This window comes from Pseudonocardia yunnanensis (assembly GCF_039534065.1).
GTDB lineage: Bacteria > Actinomycetota > Actinomycetes > Mycobacteriales > Pseudonocardiaceae > Pseudonocardia > Pseudonocardia yunnanensis.
In genome coordinates this window covers 304506-324003 of sequence record NZ_BAAAUS010000006.1, presented here as the reverse complement: position 1 = coordinate 324003, position 19498 = coordinate 304506, and the positions used below count along the sequence as shown (strand labels likewise).

Sequence of the window (19498 nt, the reverse complement as noted above, 5' to 3'; positions counted from 1 at the left end):
TGCGGTTGGTCCTCCTCAGCGGCGCAGGCCGGCGAGGATTCCCTCGCAGCTGCGGACCACCAGCCGTGCCATGTCCGACACGGCGCGGCCTGACATCGGACTCTCGGCCCGCCGTTGCCAGCGGGCCACGGCGTCCAGCGCGGCACTCCACAGCTCGTCAGGCCCGGCGTCGGGTTCGAGCCCGAGACGGGCTGCGGCCGACCCGCCGTCCCCGCCGAGCAGTCGCTCGGCCTCCTGCAGGGCCTCGGTGGGCATCTTTATCGCACCGGAGCGCAGCGTGGACAGCAGCCGCAGCTCGGCGAACTCGTGTGCGCCCGCGAGGATCCTTTCCACCTCCGCCACCAGCGGCGCCGCTGCCGGGCGCGGCTCCCTGGTCAGCACGAGATCCACGGCCAGCAGCGCAGAGCGGGCCTTGAGCAGGTCGCGGCGCTCGCTGAACTGGGTGGTGAGCACGCTGCGCAGCTCGTCGAGGCCGCTGCGCTTGACCAGCTCGGAGGCGATGGCGTTGGGGTCGGTCACGCCCTGCCGGATCAGCGTGGTGGACAGCCGCACGCCGAACAGCCCGAAGCGCTCCATGAGCCGGGCGCGCGCGTCGGCGTCGGGCCCGGTCGTCCCGTCGGGGAGGTCGGTGCGGGAGAACCGGTCGACCGAGAGCAGCATCCCGTCGAGGTCGGATCGGGGGAGCTCGGCGAGGGCCGTGAGCGCGGCGAACTCGTCCTGGCGCATGGTGCGGCCGGTCTGGGCGAGCAGCCCCGCCACCGCGACGACGGTCTGGCACAGCCCGCGGATCTTCTCGTCGGCCCGGTAGCGTCGCGCGATCCGCCGCGCGGAGCTCAGTGCGTCCAGTCGCCCGACGCCGATCTCGTCGGCCCGGGACAGGACGCCGATCGTGTTGATCGGCGTTGCCTTGGCCACGCCCTGGTCGAAGAACGACTCGAGGAACCGCACGTCGGTGGCGTGCAGGTGCCGCATCAGGTAGATCACCGCGTCGGCCTGGCTGGGCGAGTCGTCGGGCGTGAGGAAGGCACCAGCCCGAGCCGAGGTATCGCTGGAGAGCGACGCGATACCGGGCGTGTCGATGAGGGTGTGGGTGCGCAGGCTCTGCGACGGCCACTGCACCTCGAGCTTGTCCACATCCTCGACACGCGTGCCCTGCAGGTCGAACTTCAGGGCACCGCTGGCCCGGCTGATCGTCAGCTGCCGTGGTGGCGTGTCGCGCGGGAACATCGTCACCTTCGGGATCTGGGCGTCCAGGTACCAGGTGACGATGCGCGTGCACTCGCCCGCGTCGGTGGGGGCGATCTCCTCGCCGACGAGTGCGTTGAGCAGTGTGGACTTTCCGGCCTTGACCTTGCCGGCGATCGCGACCCGCAGCGGTTCGTCGAAGCGGTTCAGGTTGTACTGCAGCCAGCCGACGGCCTGCGGGCTGTCGTGGTACGCGTCGATCGTGCGCCGCAGCAGCACCCGGACGACGGACCCGAGATGGGGAGCGGGAGCGGTCACGACGAGGTCCCCGAGCCCGTCCGCGCCTTGACCGAGGCCTTTGCAGGGGCGGACACGTTCTTCGCCAGCGAGCGCGCTCTGGTGGCGAGACCGTCGATGCGTTCCAGCTCGGCCTTCAGGTCGCGGATCCGCCGCTCGCGCTCGGAGCTGGTGGTCTTCACGGCGTTCTGAGCCGCCATCACGGACGCGGCCAGCGATGTACTCATCTCCTCGGCGATGGCGCTGAAGTGGTCGCGCAGCTGGCGCTGGGTGCGCCGCAGCATGTCGCGGGAGTCCTTGCCGACCTGGAAGGTCACCTCGTCGATGTGCTTGCGCACGGCCTGCTTCCCGTCCGACCGCCGCTTCAGCAGCTGCCGCTTGCCTTCGTCACGCACGGTCTTGAGGCCAAGCGCGATGCCCGCCGGCGCCCCCGCGAAGATGGGTAGGCCCATGAATGCGCCGAGCATGCCGAACATCAGCATTCCGCTGTAGCCGCCCCGCAGACCGGTCAGAAGCTTCTGGCCGACACCGAACTTCTCCACCTCCGGCTGCACGAGCGGGTTGACCTTCCCGGCCATCCCCTCGTCGTCGAACCGCAGCTCGGGCATGGCGATGTCGGCGCCGGCGGCGAAGTGGTCGGCCACCTGACCGGAGAGCCAGCGGGCGCGCTCGGCGGCCCAGACGAAGTTCGCCGACGCCGCGGAGGACACCTGCTGGTGGAACCACTCGGAGAACTGCTCCCAGATCACAGCGGGGTCGGCGTCGTCGATGAGCTGCTCGGCCTCGCGCGTGATCGTGCGCAGGCGGTCGCGCAGGTCGTAGTCGATGTCGGACTGCAGGTCGGCGACCCCGTCGTTCAGCGTGATCTGCCAGCGCGACGAGCGCTGCTTGAGCTCGTCGGCGTGGGCCTTCGCGCGGGTCAGCTGGCCGACGAGGGACTCCATCCGCTCGGGATCCTGCTGGACCTCGAGCTCGGCCTTCATCCCCGCCGAGAGCTGCTCGGAGACGGACAGCACGTCGTGGCTGGTGGAGCGCCGGTCCAGGTCGTCGGACTGGGCGACGACCTTGTTGAGCAGGAAGTCCACCAGCTGCCGGAACCCCGACTCGTCCATGAGCGCGGCGTCCTGCGTCTTGGCGGCGTGCAGCCGCAGCATGGACGACACGGGGAACATCTCGGCCTGGATCCCGGCGTTCCCGAGGTGGCCGCGGTCGAGCTCCATGATGCGGCGCCAGTGCGGGTAGAGATCCGTCTTGGTGAGCACGCACGCGACGTTGGGGCACAGCTTCATCGCGGCTTCCAAGAACTCCAGCTCCGGACCGGTGTACTCCTGGGCCGCGTCGGAGACCAGCAGCACCGCGTCGGCGCTCGGCAGCGCCGACATCGTGGCGGCGCCGTGCGCGGAACCCAGGCCGCCGACACCAGGGGTGTCGACGAGCACGAGCCCACCGGCCAGCAGCTTGCGCGGCAGTCCGACCTCGGCGTAGCTCAGCATCGCCTTGTTGCCCGGGTTGCCGGCTTCGGAGACGTATTCGGCGAGCCGGGCGGCCGGCACCTCCATGCGCTCCGGTGGCCTGTCGTCGCCGCTCTCCCGGACCAGTGCGGCGGTGGTGGTCTCCGCGTGCTTCACGACGGTTGGCACGGCCGTGGCGATGTCGTCGTCGACGGGGCACACGGGAGCGTTGACGAGCGCGTTGACCAGCTGGCTCTTGCCCTGCTTGAACTCTCCGACGATGAGCACGCGCACGTCGGGGTCGACGAGCCGCTGTCGCGTCTGGAGTAACCGGCCACCGAGGTCGGGGCGGTCGTAGGCGGTGGTCGCCTTCAGAGCGAGGTCGACCAGTTCGACCGCTGCGGGTACCGCCACGGCGTCCCTGCCTCCTCAATGCTGCACGTGCAGGCCAGAGCCTGCTTCGTCTCCAGGACGACACCGGCCCCGCCACCTCGGAGAATCCCGTGGAGTGGCGGGGCCGGTGGTCACATCACCTGGAGATTACCCCGGCAGGGGACAGCCTCCGGCGGCCGGTGAACCTCGTCAGTGGTCGACCGCGACGTCGTTGTGGCTCTGGACGTCGTTGTGCGTGGTGTCGTGCGAGTCGGTGTCGACATTGGTGTCGGTCTCGTTGAAGGAACCCGACGTGGCGTCGTTGTCCTGGTTGAACGAGTCGTCGAACTCGGTGTTGGTCTCGGTGGTCGTGGTGGTGTCGTTGAACGAGCCGTCGATGTCCTGCTCGCCGGTGGCGTCGCCGCCGACGGCGAGCGCGCCGCCGTCGCTGACGTTCACGTCCTCGAGGGAGGTGCTGTTGGCGTCACCGTCGCCGAAGGACGTGGTGTTGTCGTCGCCGTTGACGACGTCGTTGCCGTCGCCCACCACGTTGCCGTCGCCGCTGACGTTGCCGTCGCCGACCTGGTTGTCGTCGCCGGTGACGATGTTGGAGTCCTCGATGTCGTCGCCGGCCGCGACGGCGCCGTCGCCGGTGGCGGCGGTGGAGTCGATGTCGATCTCCTGGTCGAAGTCGCCGCCGCCGGTGTCGATCTGCTGGTTCACCGAGTTGTCGATGATCGTGTCGCGGTCGTCGACGTAGTTGTTGGTGATGTAGGTGTTCAGGTAGCGGACCGTGGCCTCGTGGTCGCTCTCACCCTCGTGCTTCTCGGGCGCGGGCGGCGGGGGAACGTGGACGTGGTTGCCGCCGGAGTGGTTGGAGCCGGTGTTGTACTCCCGGTCGAAGTCCGCGTCCTGGTTGTCGTTGAGCAGCATGAGCGCGTCGCGGACGTCGTCGGGCGAGATGTCGCCGCAGGGGGCGAGGTAGCCGTTGGGGTCATCCTTGAAGGCGGCCATGGCCTCGGGGTCGCGGAAGAGGTTGAGCAGCAGATCGAGCAGCGAGGTCGAGGTGGTCATCTCGGATCATCTCCCAAGTGGTTCGGCGGGTTGCCGGTCGTCCCGGCGTTGCGGAGAAAGTTAGGGCGCTGCGCCGTTCGGGCCATCGGGGATCGTCCAGGGTCCTGATCCCCCATCCGTGCGGGGATCCGAGGCGCGGGTGCTAGGGGATCGGGGGATTAGGGGATCGTCCCCCTGGGCGGGGAGGGGAAGCTTCTCATGCGTGCGCTCGGTAGCGGGGACTAGTCGAAGCCGGCTCGGGGATGCGCGAACGGCGTAAGCGATACCGGCGAACGGGCTACACCGCGTAGCGCCATCGGTGGGACTCCCCCGACGGCCATCTGCGAGCCGCTAGGGAATTGCTTCGGGGTCCCCCCACGGTTCGCGCTGCACCCGAGAACTTGACCGGTTCGGACGCTGCGGGGCGATCCGCAGAGCCGGAAGACGGGAACGGCCCCGCCCCTGCAGGTGCAGGAGCGGGGCCGCCTCGCCGATCGGGGGAGTCGATCGGGATTGAGGAGAGAGCTCAGTGCTCGATGTCCACGGTGTTGTGGCTGTTCGAGTCGTTGTGCGTGGTGTCGTGCGAGTCCGAGTCGATGTCCGTGTCGGTGTCGTTGTGCGAGTTCGACGTGGCGTCGTTGTCCTCGTTGAACGAGTCCTCGAAGTGGGTGTTGTTCGTGGTCGTCGTCTCGGTCTCGTTGAACGAGTCCTCGGCGTTGTACGAGCCGTCGGCGTCGCCGCCGACCGAGATCGCGCCGCCGCCGCCGACCTGGACGTCCTCGAAGGAGGCGTTGTTGGCGTCGCCGTCACCGAAGGCCGTGGTGTTGTTGTCGCCGTTGACGACGTTGTTGTCGTCGCCCGCCACGTTGTTGTCGCCACGGACGTTGCCGTCGCCGACCTGGTTGTCGTCGCCGGACACGATGTTGGAGTCCTCGATGTCCCCGCCGGCGGCCACGGCGCCGTCGCCGGTGGCGACCACCGAGTCGACGTCGATGTCCTGGTCGAAGTCGCCGCCGTGCGTGTCGATCTGCTGGTTCGTCGAGTTGTCGACGATCGTGTCGCGGTCGTTGACGAAGTTGTTGGTGATGTAGCGGTTGATGGTCTCGACCGCGGCCCGGTGGTCGTCGCTGCCGTGGTCGTCGTCGTGGTCACGGCCGCCGTCACGGCCGCCGTCGCGGTCGTCGTCGCGGTCGTTGTCACGGCCGTGGTCACGGTCGTTGTCGTCGTCGTTACGCGACGAGTGGCTCGGGCCGTCCCAGCCGGTGTTGTGGTCCCGGTCGAAGTCGGCGGTCTGGTTGTCCTCGAGCAGAACGAGGGCGTCCCGCACGTCCGCGGGGCTCAGGTCGTCGAGTCCGTAGTACTTGAGGGCGGCGTTGGGGTCCTCGGCGTACCAGTCGCGGGCCTGCTCGTTGGTCAGCAGCTCGCGCAGGAACTCCAGCAGCGACATGTGCTCAGCCATGGTGATCGTCTCCGATGTTCGTGTGCGGATCGTCGAGTCGGTCGGGGCCGACCGGCGTTGACGCAGAAGTTAGGAGCGGGGTGCCGCCGGGCCATCGGGGATCAGCCAGAGTTCGCCGACCCCTCCGGTAGGGGGTAGTTCGGTTGGCTGTGGGGGGTTTCGGTAAACACACATGGGATCCGGTCCGTTTCGATACGTGACACGATCAGGAGCTAACGGACCAGCTTGTTACTGCGATTGCGAGAGGTGAGGACCGATCCGGCTACTGCCGGACCGGCTGTGAGGGGAGCACGATGAGCTACCAGCTCGGTATCGATCTCGGGACGACGTACACCGCTGCTGCCGTGTGCCGTTCCCAGGATCGGGGCTGGGTCGAGCCGGAGGTCGTCACCCTCGGCACCAGGAGCGCCATCGTCCCTTCGGTGATGTTCGTTGCCCCCGACGGCTCGGTCGTGGTGGGTGAGGCCGCGGAGCGCCGCGCCCTGACCGACCCCGCCCGCGTCGTGCGCGAGTTCAAGCGCCGGATCGGCGACCCCACGCCGATCGTCGTGGCCGGGCAGGCCTGGGCCCCCGAGGAGCTGGCCGCTCGGCTGGTGCGGTGGGTCGTCGACCGCGTCGCCGAACGCGAGGGCGGCCCCGCCGACCGTATCGCCGTCACCCACCCCGCGTCGTGGGGTGCGCACAAGCTGGATCTGTTCACTGCCGCGCTCGCCGTCGAGGGCGTCACGGCCACGTTCCTGGCAGAGCCACAGGCCGCTGCCCTGCACTACGCCGCTGCCGAGCGGGTCCCCGCCGGCGCAGCGATCGCCGTGTACGACCTGGGCGGTGGCACGTTCGACGCCGCGGTCGTCCGCAAGGGCGACCCCGCGATCGCTCCGACCACGGCGGGATTCGGGCTGCTCGGCCGTCCGGAGGGCCTGGAGCGGCTCGGCGGCGTCGACTTCGACGATGCCGTCTTCGAACACGTCTACTCGGGCCTCCCGGAGGCGTTCGCCGACCTGGACGAGACCGATCCGGCGGTGCTGGCCGCCGTGGCGCGGGTCCGGCGCGAGTGCACGGAGGCCAAGGAGGCCCTGAGCAGCGACACGGACGTCTCCATCCCGGTGCTCATGCCCGCCGGGCGTGGTTCGGTACGGCTGCACCGCAGCGAGTTCGAGGCCATGATCCGGCCGCAGGTCGAGGAGACGGTCTCCGCATTGCGCGCGGCGGTGGCCTCCGCGGGCCTTTCTCCCGAAGAGCTCTCGGCCGTGTTGCTGGTGGGCGGTTCGTCGCGGGTCCCGCTGGTCGCGCAGCTGGTGTCCGAGCAGCTCGGCAGGCCGGTCGCCGTCGACGCCGACCCGAAGAACGCCATCGCCAAGGGCGCCGCATTGGCGATCTCCCCCACCCCCACGGCGTCCTGGCCGGGTGTCGCGATCGAGCCCGTTCCCCCGGGCTTCGTGCCGTCGCCGAGGCCACCGGCGTTCGCGGAGGGCACCACAGGCACCTCGGACCGGATCCCGGTGCTGGCGTCGGCGGGGGGCGCACTTGCGGCCCCACCTGCGAGGCCCGCGCTGCGGTCTCTCGCGCCGTCGTACGAGGTCGGCCCCGACGGTGTGCCGCGCGAGTCCGCCGTGTCCCTGCTCCCGGACACCGGCAGGCAGCTGCTGGCCCCGCCGGCCTGGCAGCATCAGAAGAAGGCGGAGCGCCCGGTCGGGCTGCTGGTCGGGATCGGTGGGTTGCTGGCTTCCGCTGCCGTCATTGCCGCGGTCATGTTGTGGCCCACCACGCCCTCCGCCGCCGAGGTCGGCGCGAACAAGCCGAGCGACGCCGTGTCCACCCTCGCGCCCATCCCCGGCTCCGTGCCGGCGGCGCCCGAGCCCGCCCCCGATGATTCCGGCGCCAGGAACGGCGACGGAGGCGGTGGCGCGGCCCCCGATGGAGCGCCGGCGCGCGGTGGCGCCGCCCCCGGTGGAGCGCCGGCACGCGGTGGCGCGGCGCCGACGCCGTCCGCCGTCACCGGCCCACCACCGGGCAGCGGCACGACCACGGATCCGTCGCCGGTGACCACCACGACGGGGAACGCGACCAGCACCACCACGCGCGCCACCACCACGACCAACAGCACGCCGACCACTACCAACACGACCCCGACCACCACCACCACGACCCGGACCACCACCACCAACACGACGCCGACCACCACCACCACCACCAACACCAACACGAACCAGGGCGGTGGCACCCCGGGTGGCAACACGGCGCCGGGCGGAAGTTCGGTGGCGACCCTCGGTTCCGCCCCTCCCGCCGGCCCCGGTCCGGCTTTCTCCCCGGCAGGGTCGATCACAGAGGGATCCCCGACGGTCTGACCAGGCCGGCCGGGCTTTCGCCCGGGCCTCGCGCCGGTCGTCGATCCGCCGGGCGAGCGGCTGTGCTCGCTCGCCCGCCTTCACTCGTGTCGCTGTGGCACAGCCCCGTCACATATGAGCAGGCTTCGGCGATGTAGGTGGGGTGTGGCGCCGACAGTGGGCGCCGGGGGGAATAGGGAGATCTGTCGTGGTGAGGTTGGGCGGGGCGGTCATCGCCATGGAACTGGCGGCTTTGGGCGTCGCGTACGTGGGGTTCGGCTGGCTGGTGCTGCTGGTGGGTGTCCCGGTGGTGCTGGGGACGGTGTTGGTACTGGCGTTCGTCGGGATGTCGGAGAAGCCTCGGCAGTTGCTGCACGAGCACCGCGCGCAGCGGTGGGATCCGCGTCAGGCGGTGGCGGGTGGCCTCATGAGCGGGTTCTTCACACCGGTGCCCAGTGGGGAGGACCGCTCGGGGCGTTGACCGGGTTCCGGTCGCGGGCGGCAGACTGACGGTGTGTTCATCCGGCCCGCCCGTGCGGAGGAGGCCGGCGCCCTTGCGGCGCTGGCCGTCCGTTCCAAGGGGTACTGGCCGTACCCGGCGGCGTTCCTGAAGCGCTTCGAGCGCACGCTTGCGCTCACGCCCGAGGTGGTGGCGGCGAACGACGTGTTCGTGGCCGAACGTGACGGTGTGGTCAGCGGGTTCTACGTCCTGCTGCACCGCGATGATCTGGCCGTGCTCGACGACCTGTGGCTCGAGCCGGTCGAGATCGGCCGCGGCTGCGGGCGGGCACTCTTCGAGCACGCGGCGGCCCGGGCGGCTGCGCGGGGCGCGCGTGTCCTCGAGTGGGAGGCCGAGCCGTACGCCGTGGGGTTCTACGAGCGCATGGGCGGCGAGACGGTCGCCTGGGTGGACTCGCCGCTCGGCCGGCGGCTCCCGGTGATGCGCCTGGGGCTGGCGGAATGCGCGCCGGAAGGCGGCGCAACCACCCCCTAGTGGCGGGTCGGACGAGCGTCGGCCCTGCGGGGGCGGCATGCTGGCAACGTGCTGGTCGGGATCCTGCTCGCGACGGCCGCGATGGTCCTGAACAGTTTCGGCGCGCTACTCCAGGCCGAGGGCGCCCGGCGGGCCACCCGCAAGCGGCCCGCTTTCCTCCAGCCTCGGTTCGTCGCCGGGGTCGCGGTGGACTTCGTCGCGTGGGGGTGCGCCGTGCTGGCGCTCAGGGTGCTGCCGGTGTTCGCGGTGCAGGCCATCATCGGTGGCACCATCGCCATGACCGCCGTCATCAATGCCCGGATGATCGGGGTGCGGCTGCCCCTCGATATCCGGGTGGCCGTCGGGGTGTGTCTCACGGGTCTGGTGCTGGTGGCCGCCAGCGCGGGCACCGAGCAGCCGCCGCTCCGCCCGCGTGGGGTGGACGTCGTCCTGCTCGTCTCGCTGCTGCTGCTGGCCGTCGCCGTGCTGGTGCTGCGGCAGGGCAAGCACGCGTGGCCGCTCGCCCTGCTCTCGGGCCTCGGGTTCGGCGGCACGGCACTGTCGGTGCGGGCAGCCCACGTCCAGACCGGGGAGGGGCTCGACCTGGCGCTGCTGCTCGGCCAACCGGCCACCTACCTGGTGGCCGGGTTCTGGCTGGTCGGGATGACCGGCTACACCGCCGCGCTGTCACGGGGTGACGTCGGTGCGGTCACCGCCGTGTTCACGGTGACCGAGGTGCTCGTACCGGGGATGGTCGGGATCTGGCTGCTGGGAGACCCTGTTCGTCCCGGCTGGGCGTGGGTGCTCGCGGTGGGTCTGGCGATGGCGCTGGCCGGCACCGTGGTGATCGCGAAGGCACCACCGCTGCGGCCGCCCCGCGTCCGCTGAGCGTCACCCGCCCGGTTCCGATTCGTCCATGACGGGAGGGTGCGCGGCACGCCAGGATGTGCCCGTGCTGAGCTGGGACGACGTCGTGACGATCGCGAGTGGGCTGCCGGAGGTCGAGCAGTCGACCTCCTACGGCACGCCATCCCTCAAAGTGAAGGGCAAGTCGTTCGCACGCCTCCGCACGGAGGCCGAGGGCGGGCTGACGCTGATGTGTCAGCTCGACGAGAAAGAAGCGCTGCTCGCTTCCGGCGACCCCGCGTTCTACACGACCCCGCACTACGACGGGTACGGCTCGATCCTCGTCGACCTGGAGAAGGTGTCCCGCCAGCAGCTGACCGAGCTGATCGAGGACGCATGGCGCGAGCGGGCTCCGGTGCGTCTGCGCAATGCGTTCGACGCCGAGCGCCGCTGACGGGTTCGGCAGGCACGGCTCGGACCGCCCGCCGAGCCACCCTGGACCGTCTTCCGGCACCACGGCGCACCGATGAGGACCTCGAGCGACGACTTGTCGAGCAGAGCCTCGGCGAGTTCGGCGAGCTCCTCGTCGTCGATCAGGCCCGCTCCTACCACCTGGGTGACAGGCTGGACCTTGGGGAGGCGATCGCCGACGCGATCGCCGACGTCGTCCAAGACGGCGTGGTCGATGTGGAGGAAATCCATCGAGGCCACCGTTGGGGTGCCCTCATCTGCACCATCTGCGGCGACCAGCTGCACTCTGGTCCACACCACGGGTGTCCGAGAACCTCGCCCGCCAGATCTACCGGTTCGCCGACCGCCACCTGCATGAGGAGAAGATGGGATGAGCAACCAGGAGATCACGCTGGTCGTCGACCACCGCCTCACCGATGCCGAGCTCGACGCCCTGTTCGAAGCGGGCGCCGACGACACCGCACCGGAGCTGCGAGCCGACCGGACCGCCATCCACTTCGACCGTGAGGCCGAGATGCTTGCTGACGCGCTCCAGAGCGCGCTCGCCGACGTCACCCGCGCAGGCCTGAAGGTCATTGCTGTCCAGGCGGGGGACGTCGCCGCCGCCTGAACCGGCACGTGCAAGTCCGAAGGCCCTGGACCACCAGGTCAAAGGCCCTCCGTACGTGACGTCGCGAGAACACGGGCAGGACGCGCTACCCCCGAGCGGGGCCGCTGGACGGGCCGGCCTGCGTCCGGGCGCGCTCGGCGAACTCGCGCACCCGTGCCGTCCGCCCCGTGCGACGCCACACCAGGGCCCACCGCACGTCCGGCGCGTTCCGGAACGGCACGAACGCGATGGTCGGCCGCGCGAAGTACTGCCTCGCGTGCGCCGCGAGCGGGCAGACTCCCTCGCCGGCGGCGATCACCGCGAGCAGTTCCTGGAACGTCGCGAGCGGGCGCCCGCGCCGCACCGGCTGTCCGCTCGGCGTCGTCCACGGTTCCGGCGGCTCCACCCAGTAGGGCGGTGCCGGGCGCGCTGCCCGGAACACCGTGTCGCGCGCGAGGTCGTCGAGCGTCACGGAGTCGAGCCGGGCGAACGGATGCCGCGCCGGCACCGCCAGCACCATCGGTTCGGTGAGGACGACCGGGCCGGTGGCGAGATCCGGCTCGGCGACGGGCAGGAGCGTGACCAGCACGTCCACCTCGCCCGCGCGGAGCAGACCGAAGGGGTCGCCGAAGTCGGCCTCCCGGATCTCCACCTCGCCTTCGGCGGCACCGGAGCGGTAGGTGTCGAGCACGCCGGCGATGAGGTCGGCCACGCCCGGTGCCTCGAACCCCACCCGCAGGACCCCGCCCGTGCCGCGGCCGGCGTCGGTCGCCCTGTCCACGGCGTCGACGATCTGCCGGTACGCGGGCGCGAGGTCGTCGCGCAACCGGGCGCCGATCGGGGTGGGTGCCACGCGGCGGCTGGTCCGGTCGAAGAGCGGGGCGCCCACCTGCCGCTCCAGCTTCTTGATCGTCTGACTGATGCGGGCCTGGGAAACGTGCAACCGCTCGGCGGTGCGGCCGAAGTGGAGTTCCTCGGCGAGCGCGAGGAAGATCTCGATCTCCCGGAGCTCCATAACGTCGAGGTTATCGTTCGAGGTCACTTCCGTCGTTGTGCGCGGCGTCGCCGACGGCGATCGTCGTTGACATGAACACCGACACCACCACGAACGCTTCGCTGCTCGTCCGGGCCTCCGAGGCCGAGACGCTCACCGGCGACCCCGGCGGCACGATCGCCCTGCTCGCCGACTCCGCCACCACGGGTGGGGCGATCACCTGCAACAGATCGACCTTCAGGGCAGGCGCCGACGGCGCTCCGCCGCATTTCCACACCCGCGCCTCCGAGCTGTTCGTCGTGCTCAGCGGGAGTCTCCAGGTGCTCGTCGACGACCGCGTCCACGTCCTCGGCCAGGGCGACGCCCTGCTCGTCCCGCCGCGCGTGCCGCACGCCTTCGGCGCCGTGGCCGGTGTCGACGCGGACGTGTTGTTCGTCTTCACCCCTGGCATGGACCGGTTCGACTACTACCGCCTGCTCGACCGCGTCCACCGCGGCGAAGCCGACCCGCGGGAGATCGGAGAGTCGCAGGAACGTTTCGACAACCACTACGTGGACAGCCCCCTCTGGCGTGAAACCCGCTCCTGAACGGGTGCGGTCGTTCGCTCCGGCCGGACATCGATGCGAACATATGTTCGTGTCCGGCGAGGGGACGATCCTGCATGCCGATCTGGACGCGTTCTATGCGTCGGTCGAACAACGTGACGATCCCCGGCTGCGTGGGCGGCCGGTGATCGTCGGCGGCGGTGTGGTGCTGGCCGCGAGCTACGAGGCCAAGGCCCACGGAGTCCGCACGGCGATGGGTGGCGCCCAGGCCCGGTCGTTGTGCCCGCAGGCCATCGTCGTGCCGCCCCGGATGTCGGCCTACTCCGCTGCGAGCAAGGCGGTGTTCGAGGTCTTTCGCAGCACCACTCCGCTGGTGGAGGGGCTCTCGATCGACGAGGCGTTCCTCGACGTCGGCGGTCTCCGGCGGATCGCGGGGTCGCCGAGCGGGATCGCGGCACGGCTGCGCGCAGAGGTACGCGAGCGAGTCGGACTGCCCATCACCGTGGGGGTGGCGAGGACGAAGTTCCTCGCCAAGGTGGCGAGCGGGGTGGCCAAGCCCGACGGCCTGCTCGTCGTGCCGATCGGCGACGAGCTCGGGTTCCTGCACCCGCTCGCGGTGGAGCGGCTGTGGGGCGTGGGCAAGGTGACGGCCGCCAAGCTGCACGAACACGGCATCACCACGGTCGGGGAGGTCGCCGAGATCCCCGAGCGGATCCTGGTGTCGCTGCTCGGTCCGGCGCTCGGTCGCCATCTGCACGCCCTTGCCCACAACCGCGACCCGCGGCCGGTGCAGGTCGGGCGCAGGCGTCGGTCGATCGGTGCGCAACGCGCGATGGGGCGTCGCGCACCGAACACCCCGGAGGCTGTCGACGCTGTGGTCGTCGCGCTGGTGGACCGGATCGCGCGGCGGCTGCGGTCGGCCGAGCGGGTCGGCCGCACGGTCATGCTCCGCCTGCGATTCGCCGACTACTCCCGGGCCTCGCGATCCCACACCCTGTCCCAGGCGACGTGCTCCACCGACGCGATTCTCACTGCGGTGCGGGCGGTCACGGCCCGGGCCATGCCGGTGATCGAGGAACGAGGCCTGACCCTGGTCGGGGTGGCGATCGGCAACCTCGACGACGATGACGCCGTGCAGCTCGTGCTGCCGTTCGACGAGGTGGCCGGCACCGCGCTCGACGCCGTGCTCGACACCGTCCACGATCGCTTCGGATCGACGGCGGTCACCCGCGCGGTGCTGCTCGGCCGCGATCCGGGCCTGACCGTTCCGATCCCCCCGGACTCGTGAGACCCGGCCGCGGGCCGGCGTGTGTCAGCGACGGTGGTTGTCGCCGATGAAGATCGACTTGGTCTTTCCGAAACCGAGCTTGGTCAGGTTGGCCTCGTTCTTGTCGACCACGAGGGACTTGCCCCTCTTGCAGTCGGACCCGGTCCAGAACGTCAGGGTGCCGTCGAAGTGCTGGAGGGACCCGGTGGTCGGCAGCGTCACGGTGATGCATTCCCCGCCGTCGCCGCCGATGCCCTGTGAGCCCTTGGGCTCGGAGAAGTTGATGCCGGAGTCGAGGATCCCGCCGGCAGGGGCGGCTACGGGGTGGGCGACGGGGGTGGCCGGCGCTGCCTGGGCGACACCGACCCCGCCGAGGGCTGCGGCGCCGACGGCACCGAGTGCAGCAAGGGACAGAGCGAATTTGCGCAGCATGGTTCCCCCATGTTTTGTGTGGTTCCCGGCACTCTCGGAGCCGGGCATCGCACACACGGATTCGGGGGTTTGCTCGGTTCGACAGCGAGATGCAACGGCCGTCACAGTCGCACGGTTTCCGTAGAACTACTGGGACACAGGGTGTATGGGCCGGAATCGAACCCGCGTATTCGGCGCGGCAACCACATCAGCCACTGGGTGCTGCGGCGGGGACGAGGTGCTCGGTGAACCAGGCGAGTGCGGCCGTGGCGGCCGCCTCGAGCGTGCCCGGTTCTCCGAACAGGTGGGTGGCGCCCGGGATGACGACGAGCCGGCTCTCACAGCGCATCGAGGTCTCCGCCCGCCGGTTGCGTTCGAGCGTCTTCGTGTCCTGCCCGCCGACGATCAGCAGCGTCGGTGCTCGCACCTCGCCCAGCCGCGGCTCGGCCAGGTCCGGCCGTCCGCCACGGGACACCACCGCCGCGATGTCCGCGTCTGCCGCGGCGGCCCACAGCGCTGCCGCGGCACCCGTGCTCGCGCCGACGTAGCCCACGGGAAGGCCGGCGAACTCGGGTCGGCGCTGCACCCAGCCGGTCACCTCGGCGAGCCTGCCGGCCAGCAGTTCGACGTCGAACACCTTGGCCCGGCGCGGCTCCTCCTGCGTGGTCAGCAGATCGAACAGCAGCGTCGCCAGTCGGGCCCGCTGCAGGACCCCGGCCACGTACCCGTTGCGCGGGCTGTGCCGGCTGCTGCCGCTGCCGTGCGCGAACACCACGACGCCGGCGGCCCCCTCCGGAACGGTGAGGCACCCTTGAGCCGAACCTCCCCCACGGGAATCTCGACCTCGTCGTCGCTCAGCGGCTCGTCATCGCCGGCCGCGCTCACCGCGGCTGGTTCCTCGCGCGCCGCACTCCGTAACAAGTCCACGACCTGCTCGTCGGAGATCTGACGGACGTCGTCGTACGTTCGCGTCGATCGGGCCGGACCGGCATGCCCAACTTGCCGACGATGATCACATCCAGCGGCGCATCGAGCGCCTTGGCCACCTCGAACGCGACCGGCACCCCACCCCTCGGCAGGCCCAGCACAACAACGTCCTCGCCCCGCAGGTGACGCAACCTGCCGGCCAGCCGACGCCCCGCATCCATGCGATCGGTGAACGGCATGGCGCCCTCCCTGGAGATCGAGTCTTCGGGCGGCGACCTGGTCCACGGTAGGGGCATCGGGCCGTGCTCGCCGACCAGGTGACCAGGCGAGATCACCTTCTTGCAACCGCGAGGGCAGGTTGAACGACGTCACCAAGATCGCCGCACGTGCGCTGGCGCCGACGTGCCGAATGGCCGGGAAATGGTGTGGATCCTGCCAAGAAGGGGGCAGAACAAAGGCCCAGGTGCGGTGGAATAGGCCGCATCTAGGCCTTACTCATGGAGCGGATGACGGGAATCGAACCCGCGTATTCAGCTTGGGAAGCTGATGTTCTACCATTGAACTACATCCGCAGAGTGATAGGGGAGAGCTTAGCACTTCACGCTGCGTAACGAGCAAGGCCAGGTCGGTCCCCCAAGAGGGTGGTTCTCATCCTCGCGATCCGGTTACTGGGATCAGGGCTCGACGGCCGGTAGCCGTCCAGTCACACTGCTGGAGCCCCGTAAGGCCAGCTCCCCCGGCCGCGAAGGACCCGAGCATGACCGAGCTCGAACCGCCCCTGGGTTCGCTCCCGATCCAGGATCACGACCACGACATACTCCTGATCGCAGGCAGCCGCCCGGAGGTCGCCCGCCTGGCGCCGGTTGCCACCGCGTTCGCCGACACCGACCGGATCCGAGCTCTCACCGTCGCCACCGGACCGGACCCGATGACGGTCCACGAGGCGTTCGAGTCGCTGGGGGTGCCCGCCGACGTCACGCAGTTGCTGCGCGAGCCTCCCGACCCGCAGCCGGCTGCGATCGCGTCCCTGCTGATGACGCGCCTCGACGAGCTGCTGGTCGACCTCGACCCCTCCGCCGTCATGGTCTACGGCGGCGGGATGACCCCCGTGGTGGCGGCGCAGGTCGCCTTCTGGCGGCAGATCCCGGTCGTGCACCTGCAGGCCGGTGTCGCGGGCGACGATCTGCTGTGCCCGTTCCCGCAGGAGGCCAACCGGCGCGTGATCGGTCAGCTCGCGTCGCTCTTCCTCACCACCACCGGCGACGCCACACTGGGCAGCCCGGTCGGACCCAACGCCATCTCGGTGGGCGACACCCTGGCCGCCAACCCCCGCCCCGCTGATCTCCGGTTCGCGCGGCTGCTGCGCCGCGTGTCGGCCGGCGGTCCGCAGGTGGTCCTCGTCGGCCTGGACCGTCCCGGCTCGCTCGGCGTGCTCGCCGGCCTGCCCGACCTGCTCGACCGCGAACCCGACATCGAGATCGTCGTCTACGGCGAGCTCGCGAGCCACGGCGCGGCCTACCCGCTGCTGAACCACCCGCGGGCCATCGTGGTGCGTAACCTCCCGCTTGCGGAGCTGGTGTGGCTCATCGCGGCCAGCGCTGTGCTGGTCTCCGACGATCCCGAACTGGTTGCCGATGCTCCCGGCCTCGGCACGCCTGCGGTGCTGGTCGACGGGCCGCACATCCCGGAGCCCGGCGACTCGATCCGCAGCATCCTCAGCCCCAAGGTCATGACCACGGTGCGGCAGGTGCTCGCGGCACCGAAGACGCTGCCCCCACCGTCCGACGGGTTCGAGGCCGCCCGCGTCGAGCAGGCCGTCGCGTGGATGTTCGGGTTGTGCTCGTCCCCGATACTCACGTCCTTCTCGTCGTCGCTGGACGACCCGGCCACCAACACCGAGGTCTGATCCGGCGCAGATACGCTGGCCATGTGCTGCTGTCGGACGGTGACCTGCGCAAGGAGCTCGAGGCGGGACGTCTCGTGCTCGATCCGTGGGATCCAGACATGCTCCAGCCGTCGAGCATCGACGTGCGGCTGGACCGATTCTTCCGGGTGTTCCAGAACTCCTGGTACACCCACATCGACCCTGCGCAGCAGCAGGACGAGCTGACCACGCCGGTCGAGCCCGACGGCGACGAGCCGTTCGTGCTGCACCCCGGAGAGTTCGTGCTGGGCTCGACGTTCGAGTCGGTGTCCCTTCCCGACGACCTGGCCGGGCGGCTGGAGGGCAAGTCGAGCCTCGGGCGCCTCGGCCTGCTCACCCACTCCACCGCAGGCTTCATCGACCCCGGCTTCACCGGGCACATCACGCTCGAGCTGTCGAACGTGGCGAACCTGCCGATCACGCTCTGGCCCGGGATGAAGATCGGGCAGCTGTGCCTGTTCCGGCTGTCGAGCCCAGCCGAGCGGCCCTACGGCAGCGAGGGCGTCGGCTCCCGCTACCAGGGGCAGCGGGGGCCGACGCCCTCGCGGGCGCACCGGAACTTCCACCGGGCCGACACCCGGCGCTGAGGCGGCGCGACCACCGCGGTCAGTGCCGTGGGTCCCAGCGGAACCTGCGCGCGGCGAACATCCCGAACACGGTGGGCCAGACCACGAGCGCCACGAGCGGAGGCAGGATCGCCGGCAGGCCCGCTGCTCCCGCCGACCAGGCGTCACCTGTCATGGCGAGCTGGGTCAGGTCGCCCACCGCTGCGCCCGGCACGACCATCAAGGCGGGCCACCAACCGTCCGCGGGCGCGATCGCCGTGACCACCCCGACGCCGAGCATCAGGAACATCAGCGGCAGTGTCGTGATCTGTGCCCGTTCCGGCGAGGGCGTGACCACGCTGGTCGCCAGCGCCGCCGCGACGACGAGGGCCACCCCGCCCAGCAGCGCGAGCACCAGCGGCAGGGGATCGCTCGGCAGCGGCGTCCCGGTCACCACGTTGACCACCGCGAAGACCGCCAGCTGGAAGAGAGCGAGCACGACGCTCGGCGCCAGGGTCGCCGCGAGCAGGCCGCGGTCGGACAGGCCGCTGATCCGCATCCGCTTGAGCACGCGGGTGTGCCGCCGAACAACAAGTGTCTGTGTGGCCGTGAGATACAACCCCATCGTCAGGGCGACGGCGAGCTGCAGCGTGATGCTGACGGCCTGTCGCGCCGGGTCGCCGCCGGACTCGAACTGGAAGCTCCAGAACACGCCCAAGGCCACCGGCAGCGCGACGGAGGACACAGCCACCGTCTTGTTGCGCAGGATCAGCCGGGTCTCGGTGATCGCCAGTGCGAGAGCCCTGCTCGTGGGCGTCGTCGTGGCGGCCGCCATCGCGGTGGTCATGCCCGGTCCTCCGTCTCGGTCCGTACGGCGTGGTAGATGTCGGCCAATGAGGCGGGCGCGGCGCGCAGGTCGGGCAGCCGCACCCCTCGAGCGGCTGCCCAGGTCAGGAACTGGGTCAGGTCTCCCTGCAGGTCGTCGGTGCGGATCTCCAGCCGGTCGCCGTTGCGCCGAGCCGCCCCCCGCAGCTCGGGCAGGTCGACCACGGCCTCCGGCAGCGTGACGGAGAAGCGTGCGGGCTGGGCGGCCACGATCTCGGCCAGCGTTCCGGCGACGGCCACACGGCCCTCGTGCATGATCGCGATGCGATCGGCGAGCGCCTCGGCCTCCTCGAGGTAGTGCGTGGTGAGCACGATGGTGCGGCCCGCGTCCTGCAGCTCCTGGATGGCGTCCCAGGTGCGCCTGCGCGACTCCGGGTCGAGTCCGGTGGTCGGTTCGTCGAGGACCACCAGCTCCGGCGAGCCCCACACCGCCATCGCGAGGTCGAGCCTGCGCTTCTCACCACCGGAGAGCTTCCCGACGGGCACATCGGCGCGGCCGGTCAGCTCGAAACGGTCGAGCAGCCGCCCTGGCCGGTCCGGCCGGTCGACGAGGCGCTGCCAGAGCACCAGCGTCTCCCGCACCGTCAGCTCCTCGACGAAGCCGCCCTCCTGCAGCTGCACACCCATCCGCCGGCGCAGCGCCGCTCGTTCGGTCGCCGGGTCGAGTCCCAGGACCGAGACGGTGCCTGCGCTGCGGGTGCCGAACCCCTCCAGCACCTCCAGGGTGGTGGTCTTGCCGGCGCCGTTCGTGCCGAGCAGCGCGAAGACCTCACCGCGCCGCACGTCCAGATCGATTCCTCGCACGGCCTCGAAGTCGCCGTACCGGACGCGCAGGCCGCGTACCGACACGGCCGTCATCTGCTCCGATGGCGCCACCGCCCGTCCGGCCCGAAATGTCGTCTCTGTCATGAGATCCACTGTCCCGAGGCGGGGGACGGTGCCGGTAGTGGCGATCAGCATCGGTCGGGCTGACAGTGCGC

The 19498-nt window shown here is 70.6% G+C and carries 20 protein-coding genes and 1 tRNA gene; 10 read left to right on the top strand and 11 right to left on the bottom strand.

Annotated elements, in window-relative coordinates; translation table 11 throughout:
* Nucleotides 1-15: 15 nt before the first annotated feature.
* From ABD743_RS07760 to ABD743_RS07745, 4 genes are all read right to left on the bottom strand, one after another.
* Nucleotides 16-1503, bottom strand: coding sequence for a dynamin family protein (locus ABD743_RS07760; RefSeq protein WP_344720223.1), 1488 nt, complete (start codon nt 1501-1503; stop codon nt 16-18).
* The gene (locus ABD743_RS07755; protein WP_344720221.1) at nt 1500-3347 is read right to left on the bottom strand and encodes a dynamin family protein; all 1848 of its coding nucleotides are present in this window, start codon (nt 3345-3347) and stop codon (nt 1500-1502) included. The genes ABD743_RS07760 and ABD743_RS07755 overlap by 4 nt, the downstream gene beginning before the upstream one ends.
* 168 nt (nt 3348-3515) lie before the next feature.
* Nucleotides 3516-4379, bottom strand: a complete 864-nt coding sequence (locus tag ABD743_RS07750) for an IniB N-terminal domain-containing protein (RefSeq protein WP_344720220.1) — start codon at nt 4377-4379, stop codon at nt 3516-3518.
* A 505-nt stretch (nt 4380-4884) separates the two neighbouring features.
* Nucleotides 4885-5817 carry an IniB N-terminal domain-containing protein gene (locus ABD743_RS07745; RefSeq protein WP_344720219.1) on the bottom strand — a complete coding sequence of 311 codons (933 nt, stop codon included), beginning with the start codon at nt 5815-5817 and terminating at the stop codon, nt 4885-4887.
* Between the two features lie 293 nt (nt 5818-6110).
* Here ABD743_RS07745 and ABD743_RS07740 point away from each other — a divergent pair, with 293 nt between their 5' ends.
* The 6 genes from ABD743_RS07740 to ABD743_RS07715 all read left to right on the top strand — a co-directional run bounded on the left by ABD743_RS07740 (nt 6111) and on the right by ABD743_RS07715 (nt 11041).
* Nucleotides 6111-8162, top strand: a complete 2052-nt coding sequence (locus tag ABD743_RS07740; protein ID WP_344720217.1) for an Hsp70 family protein — start codon at nt 6111-6113, stop codon at nt 8160-8162.
* A 187-nt stretch (nt 8163-8349) separates the two neighbouring features.
* Nucleotides 8350-8622: a hypothetical protein gene (locus tag ABD743_RS07735; protein ID WP_344720215.1), complete on the top strand. Its 273-nt coding sequence runs from the start codon at nt 8350-8352 to the stop codon at nt 8620-8622.
* 33 nt (nt 8623-8655) lie between these two features.
* On the top strand, nt 8656-9135 hold the full coding sequence (locus ABD743_RS07730; protein ID WP_344720213.1) for a GNAT family N-acetyltransferase: 480 nt from the start codon (nt 8656-8658) through the stop codon (nt 9133-9135).
* A 48-nt stretch (nt 9136-9183) separates the two neighbouring features.
* Nucleotides 9184-10002, top strand: a complete 819-nt coding sequence (locus ABD743_RS07725; RefSeq protein ID WP_344720212.1) for a hypothetical protein — start codon at nt 9184-9186, stop codon at nt 10000-10002.
* Nucleotides 10003-10030: 28 nt separating this feature from the next.
* Entirely contained in the window at nt 10031-10414 is a 384-nt protein-coding gene (locus ABD743_RS07720; RefSeq protein WP_379659003.1) for an MmcQ/YjbR family DNA-binding protein, read from the top strand.
* A 387-nt stretch (nt 10415-10801) separates the two neighbouring features.
* Nucleotides 10802-11041 carry a hypothetical protein gene (locus ABD743_RS07715; RefSeq protein WP_344720210.1) on the top strand — a complete coding sequence of 80 codons (240 nt, stop codon included), beginning with the start codon at nt 10802-10804 and terminating at the stop codon, nt 11039-11041.
* Between the two features lie 85 nt (nt 11042-11126).
* Here the strand turns inward: ABD743_RS07715 and ABD743_RS07710 are convergent, their stop codons facing one another.
* The gene (locus ABD743_RS07710) at nt 11127-12035 is read right to left on the bottom strand and encodes a LysR family transcriptional regulator (protein WP_344720207.1); all 909 of its coding nucleotides are present in this window, start codon (nt 12033-12035) and stop codon (nt 11127-11129) included.
* Nucleotides 12036-12106: 71 nt separating this feature from the next.
* On the opposite strand from ABD743_RS07710, the gene ABD743_RS07705 reads away from it, so the two are divergent.
* Nucleotides 12107-12601 (top strand): cupin domain-containing protein, encoded by a 495-nt coding sequence (locus ABD743_RS07705; protein WP_344720205.1) that lies wholly within the window; start codon nt 12107-12109, stop codon nt 12599-12601.
* Between the two features lie 43 nt (nt 12602-12644).
* Nucleotides 12645-13847: a DNA polymerase IV gene (gene dinB / locus ABD743_RS07700; RefSeq protein ID WP_344720203.1), complete on the top strand. Its 1203-nt coding sequence runs from the start codon at nt 12645-12647 to the stop codon at nt 13845-13847.
* Between the two features lie 24 nt (nt 13848-13871).
* On the opposite strand, the gene ABD743_RS07695 is transcribed toward dinB, so the two are convergent.
* From ABD743_RS07695 to ABD743_RS07680, 4 genes are all read right to left on the bottom strand, one after another.
* Nucleotides 13872-14258: a hypothetical protein gene (locus ABD743_RS07695; protein WP_344720201.1), complete on the bottom strand. Its 387-nt coding sequence runs from the start codon at nt 14256-14258 to the stop codon at nt 13872-13874.
* Nucleotides 14259-14445: 187 nt separating this feature from the next.
* A complete protein-coding gene (locus ABD743_RS07690; RefSeq protein WP_344720199.1) occupies nt 14446-15012 on the bottom strand; it encodes a dienelactone hydrolase family protein in 567 nt (188 codons plus the stop codon).
* A gap of 106 nt (nt 15013-15118) precedes the next feature.
* On the bottom strand, nt 15119-15403 hold the full coding sequence (locus tag ABD743_RS07685) for a phosphoribosyltransferase family protein (protein WP_344720197.1): 285 nt from the start codon (nt 15401-15403) through the stop codon (nt 15119-15121).
* 259 nt (nt 15404-15662) lie between these two features.
* Nucleotides 15663-15736 (bottom strand) — tRNA-Gly (locus ABD743_RS07680).
* Nucleotides 15737-15921: 185 nt separating this feature from the next.
* Between ABD743_RS07680 and ABD743_RS07675 the strand changes: the two genes are divergently transcribed.
* Nucleotides 15922-17070: a UDP-N-acetylglucosamine 2-epimerase gene (locus ABD743_RS07675; RefSeq protein ID WP_344720195.1), complete on the top strand. Its 1149-nt coding sequence runs from the start codon at nt 15922-15924 to the stop codon at nt 17068-17070.
* Between the two features lie 23 nt (nt 17071-17093).
* Nucleotides 17094-17675 carry a dCTP deaminase gene (gene dcd, locus ABD743_RS07670; RefSeq protein WP_344720193.1) on the top strand — a complete coding sequence of 194 codons (582 nt, stop codon included), beginning with the start codon at nt 17094-17096 and terminating at the stop codon, nt 17673-17675.
* A gap of 19 nt (nt 17676-17694) precedes the next feature.
* Here dcd and ABD743_RS07665 read toward each other — a convergent pair whose 3' ends face one another.
* Both ABD743_RS07665 and ABD743_RS07660 read right to left on the bottom strand, forming a co-directional pair.
* Nucleotides 17695-18480, bottom strand: a complete 786-nt coding sequence (locus ABD743_RS07665) for an ABC transporter permease (RefSeq protein WP_344720191.1) — start codon at nt 18478-18480, stop codon at nt 17695-17697.
* Nucleotides 18477-19427 (bottom strand): ABC transporter ATP-binding protein, encoded by a 951-nt coding sequence (locus ABD743_RS07660; RefSeq protein WP_344720189.1) that lies wholly within the window; start codon nt 19425-19427, stop codon nt 18477-18479. The genes ABD743_RS07665 and ABD743_RS07660 overlap by 4 nt, the downstream gene beginning before the upstream one ends.
* Between the last annotated feature and the right edge of the window lie 71 nt (nt 19428-19498).

What these genes read in the sequence shown, in the direction of transcription:
- ABD743_RS07695 (WP_344720201.1), bottom strand. Translation starts at nt 14,258, where the DNA reads ATGCTGCGCAAATTCGCTCTGTCCCTTGCTGCACTCGGTGCCGTCGGC.
- ABD743_RS07715 (WP_344720210.1), top strand. Translation starts at nt 10,802, where the DNA reads ATGAGCAACCAGGAGATCACGCTGGTCGTCGACCACCGCCTCACCGAT.
- ABD743_RS07740 (WP_344720217.1), top strand. Translation starts at nt 6,111, where the DNA reads ATGAGCTACCAGCTCGGTATCGATCTCGGGACGACGTACACCGCTGCT.
- ABD743_RS07685 (WP_344720197.1), bottom strand. Translation starts at nt 15,403, where the DNA reads ATGCCGTTCACCGATCGCATGGATGCGGGGCGTCGGCTGGCCGGCAGG.
- ABD743_RS07660 (WP_344720189.1), bottom strand. Translation starts at nt 19,427, where the DNA reads ATGACAGAGACGACATTTCGGGCCGGACGGGCGGTGGCGCCATCGGAG.
- ABD743_RS07665 (WP_344720191.1), bottom strand. Translation starts at nt 18,480, where the DNA reads ATGACCACCGCGATGGCGGCCGCCACGACGACGCCCACGAGCAGGGCT.
- ABD743_RS07745 (WP_344720219.1), bottom strand. Translation starts at nt 5,817, where the DNA reads ATGGCTGAGCACATGTCGCTGCTGGAGTTCCTGCGCGAGCTGCTGACC.
- ABD743_RS07750 (WP_344720220.1), bottom strand. Translation starts at nt 4,379, where the DNA reads ATGACCACCTCGACCTCGCTGCTCGATCTGCTGCTCAACCTCTTCCGC.
- ABD743_RS07710 (WP_344720207.1), bottom strand. Translation starts at nt 12,035, where the DNA reads ATGGAGCTCCGGGAGATCGAGATCTTCCTCGCGCTCGCCGAGGAACTC.
- dinB (WP_344720203.1), top strand. Translation starts at nt 12,645, where the DNA reads ATGTTCGTGTCCGGCGAGGGGACGATCCTGCATGCCGATCTGGACGCG.
- ABD743_RS07675 (WP_344720195.1), top strand. Translation starts at nt 15,922, where the DNA reads ATGACCGAGCTCGAACCGCCCCTGGGTTCGCTCCCGATCCAGGATCAC.
- ABD743_RS07720 (WP_379659003.1), top strand. Translation starts at nt 10,031, where the DNA reads ATGACGGGAGGGTGCGCGGCACGCCAGGATGTGCCCGTGCTGAGCTGG.
- ABD743_RS07705 (WP_344720205.1), top strand. Translation starts at nt 12,107, where the DNA reads ATGAACACCGACACCACCACGAACGCTTCGCTGCTCGTCCGGGCCTCC.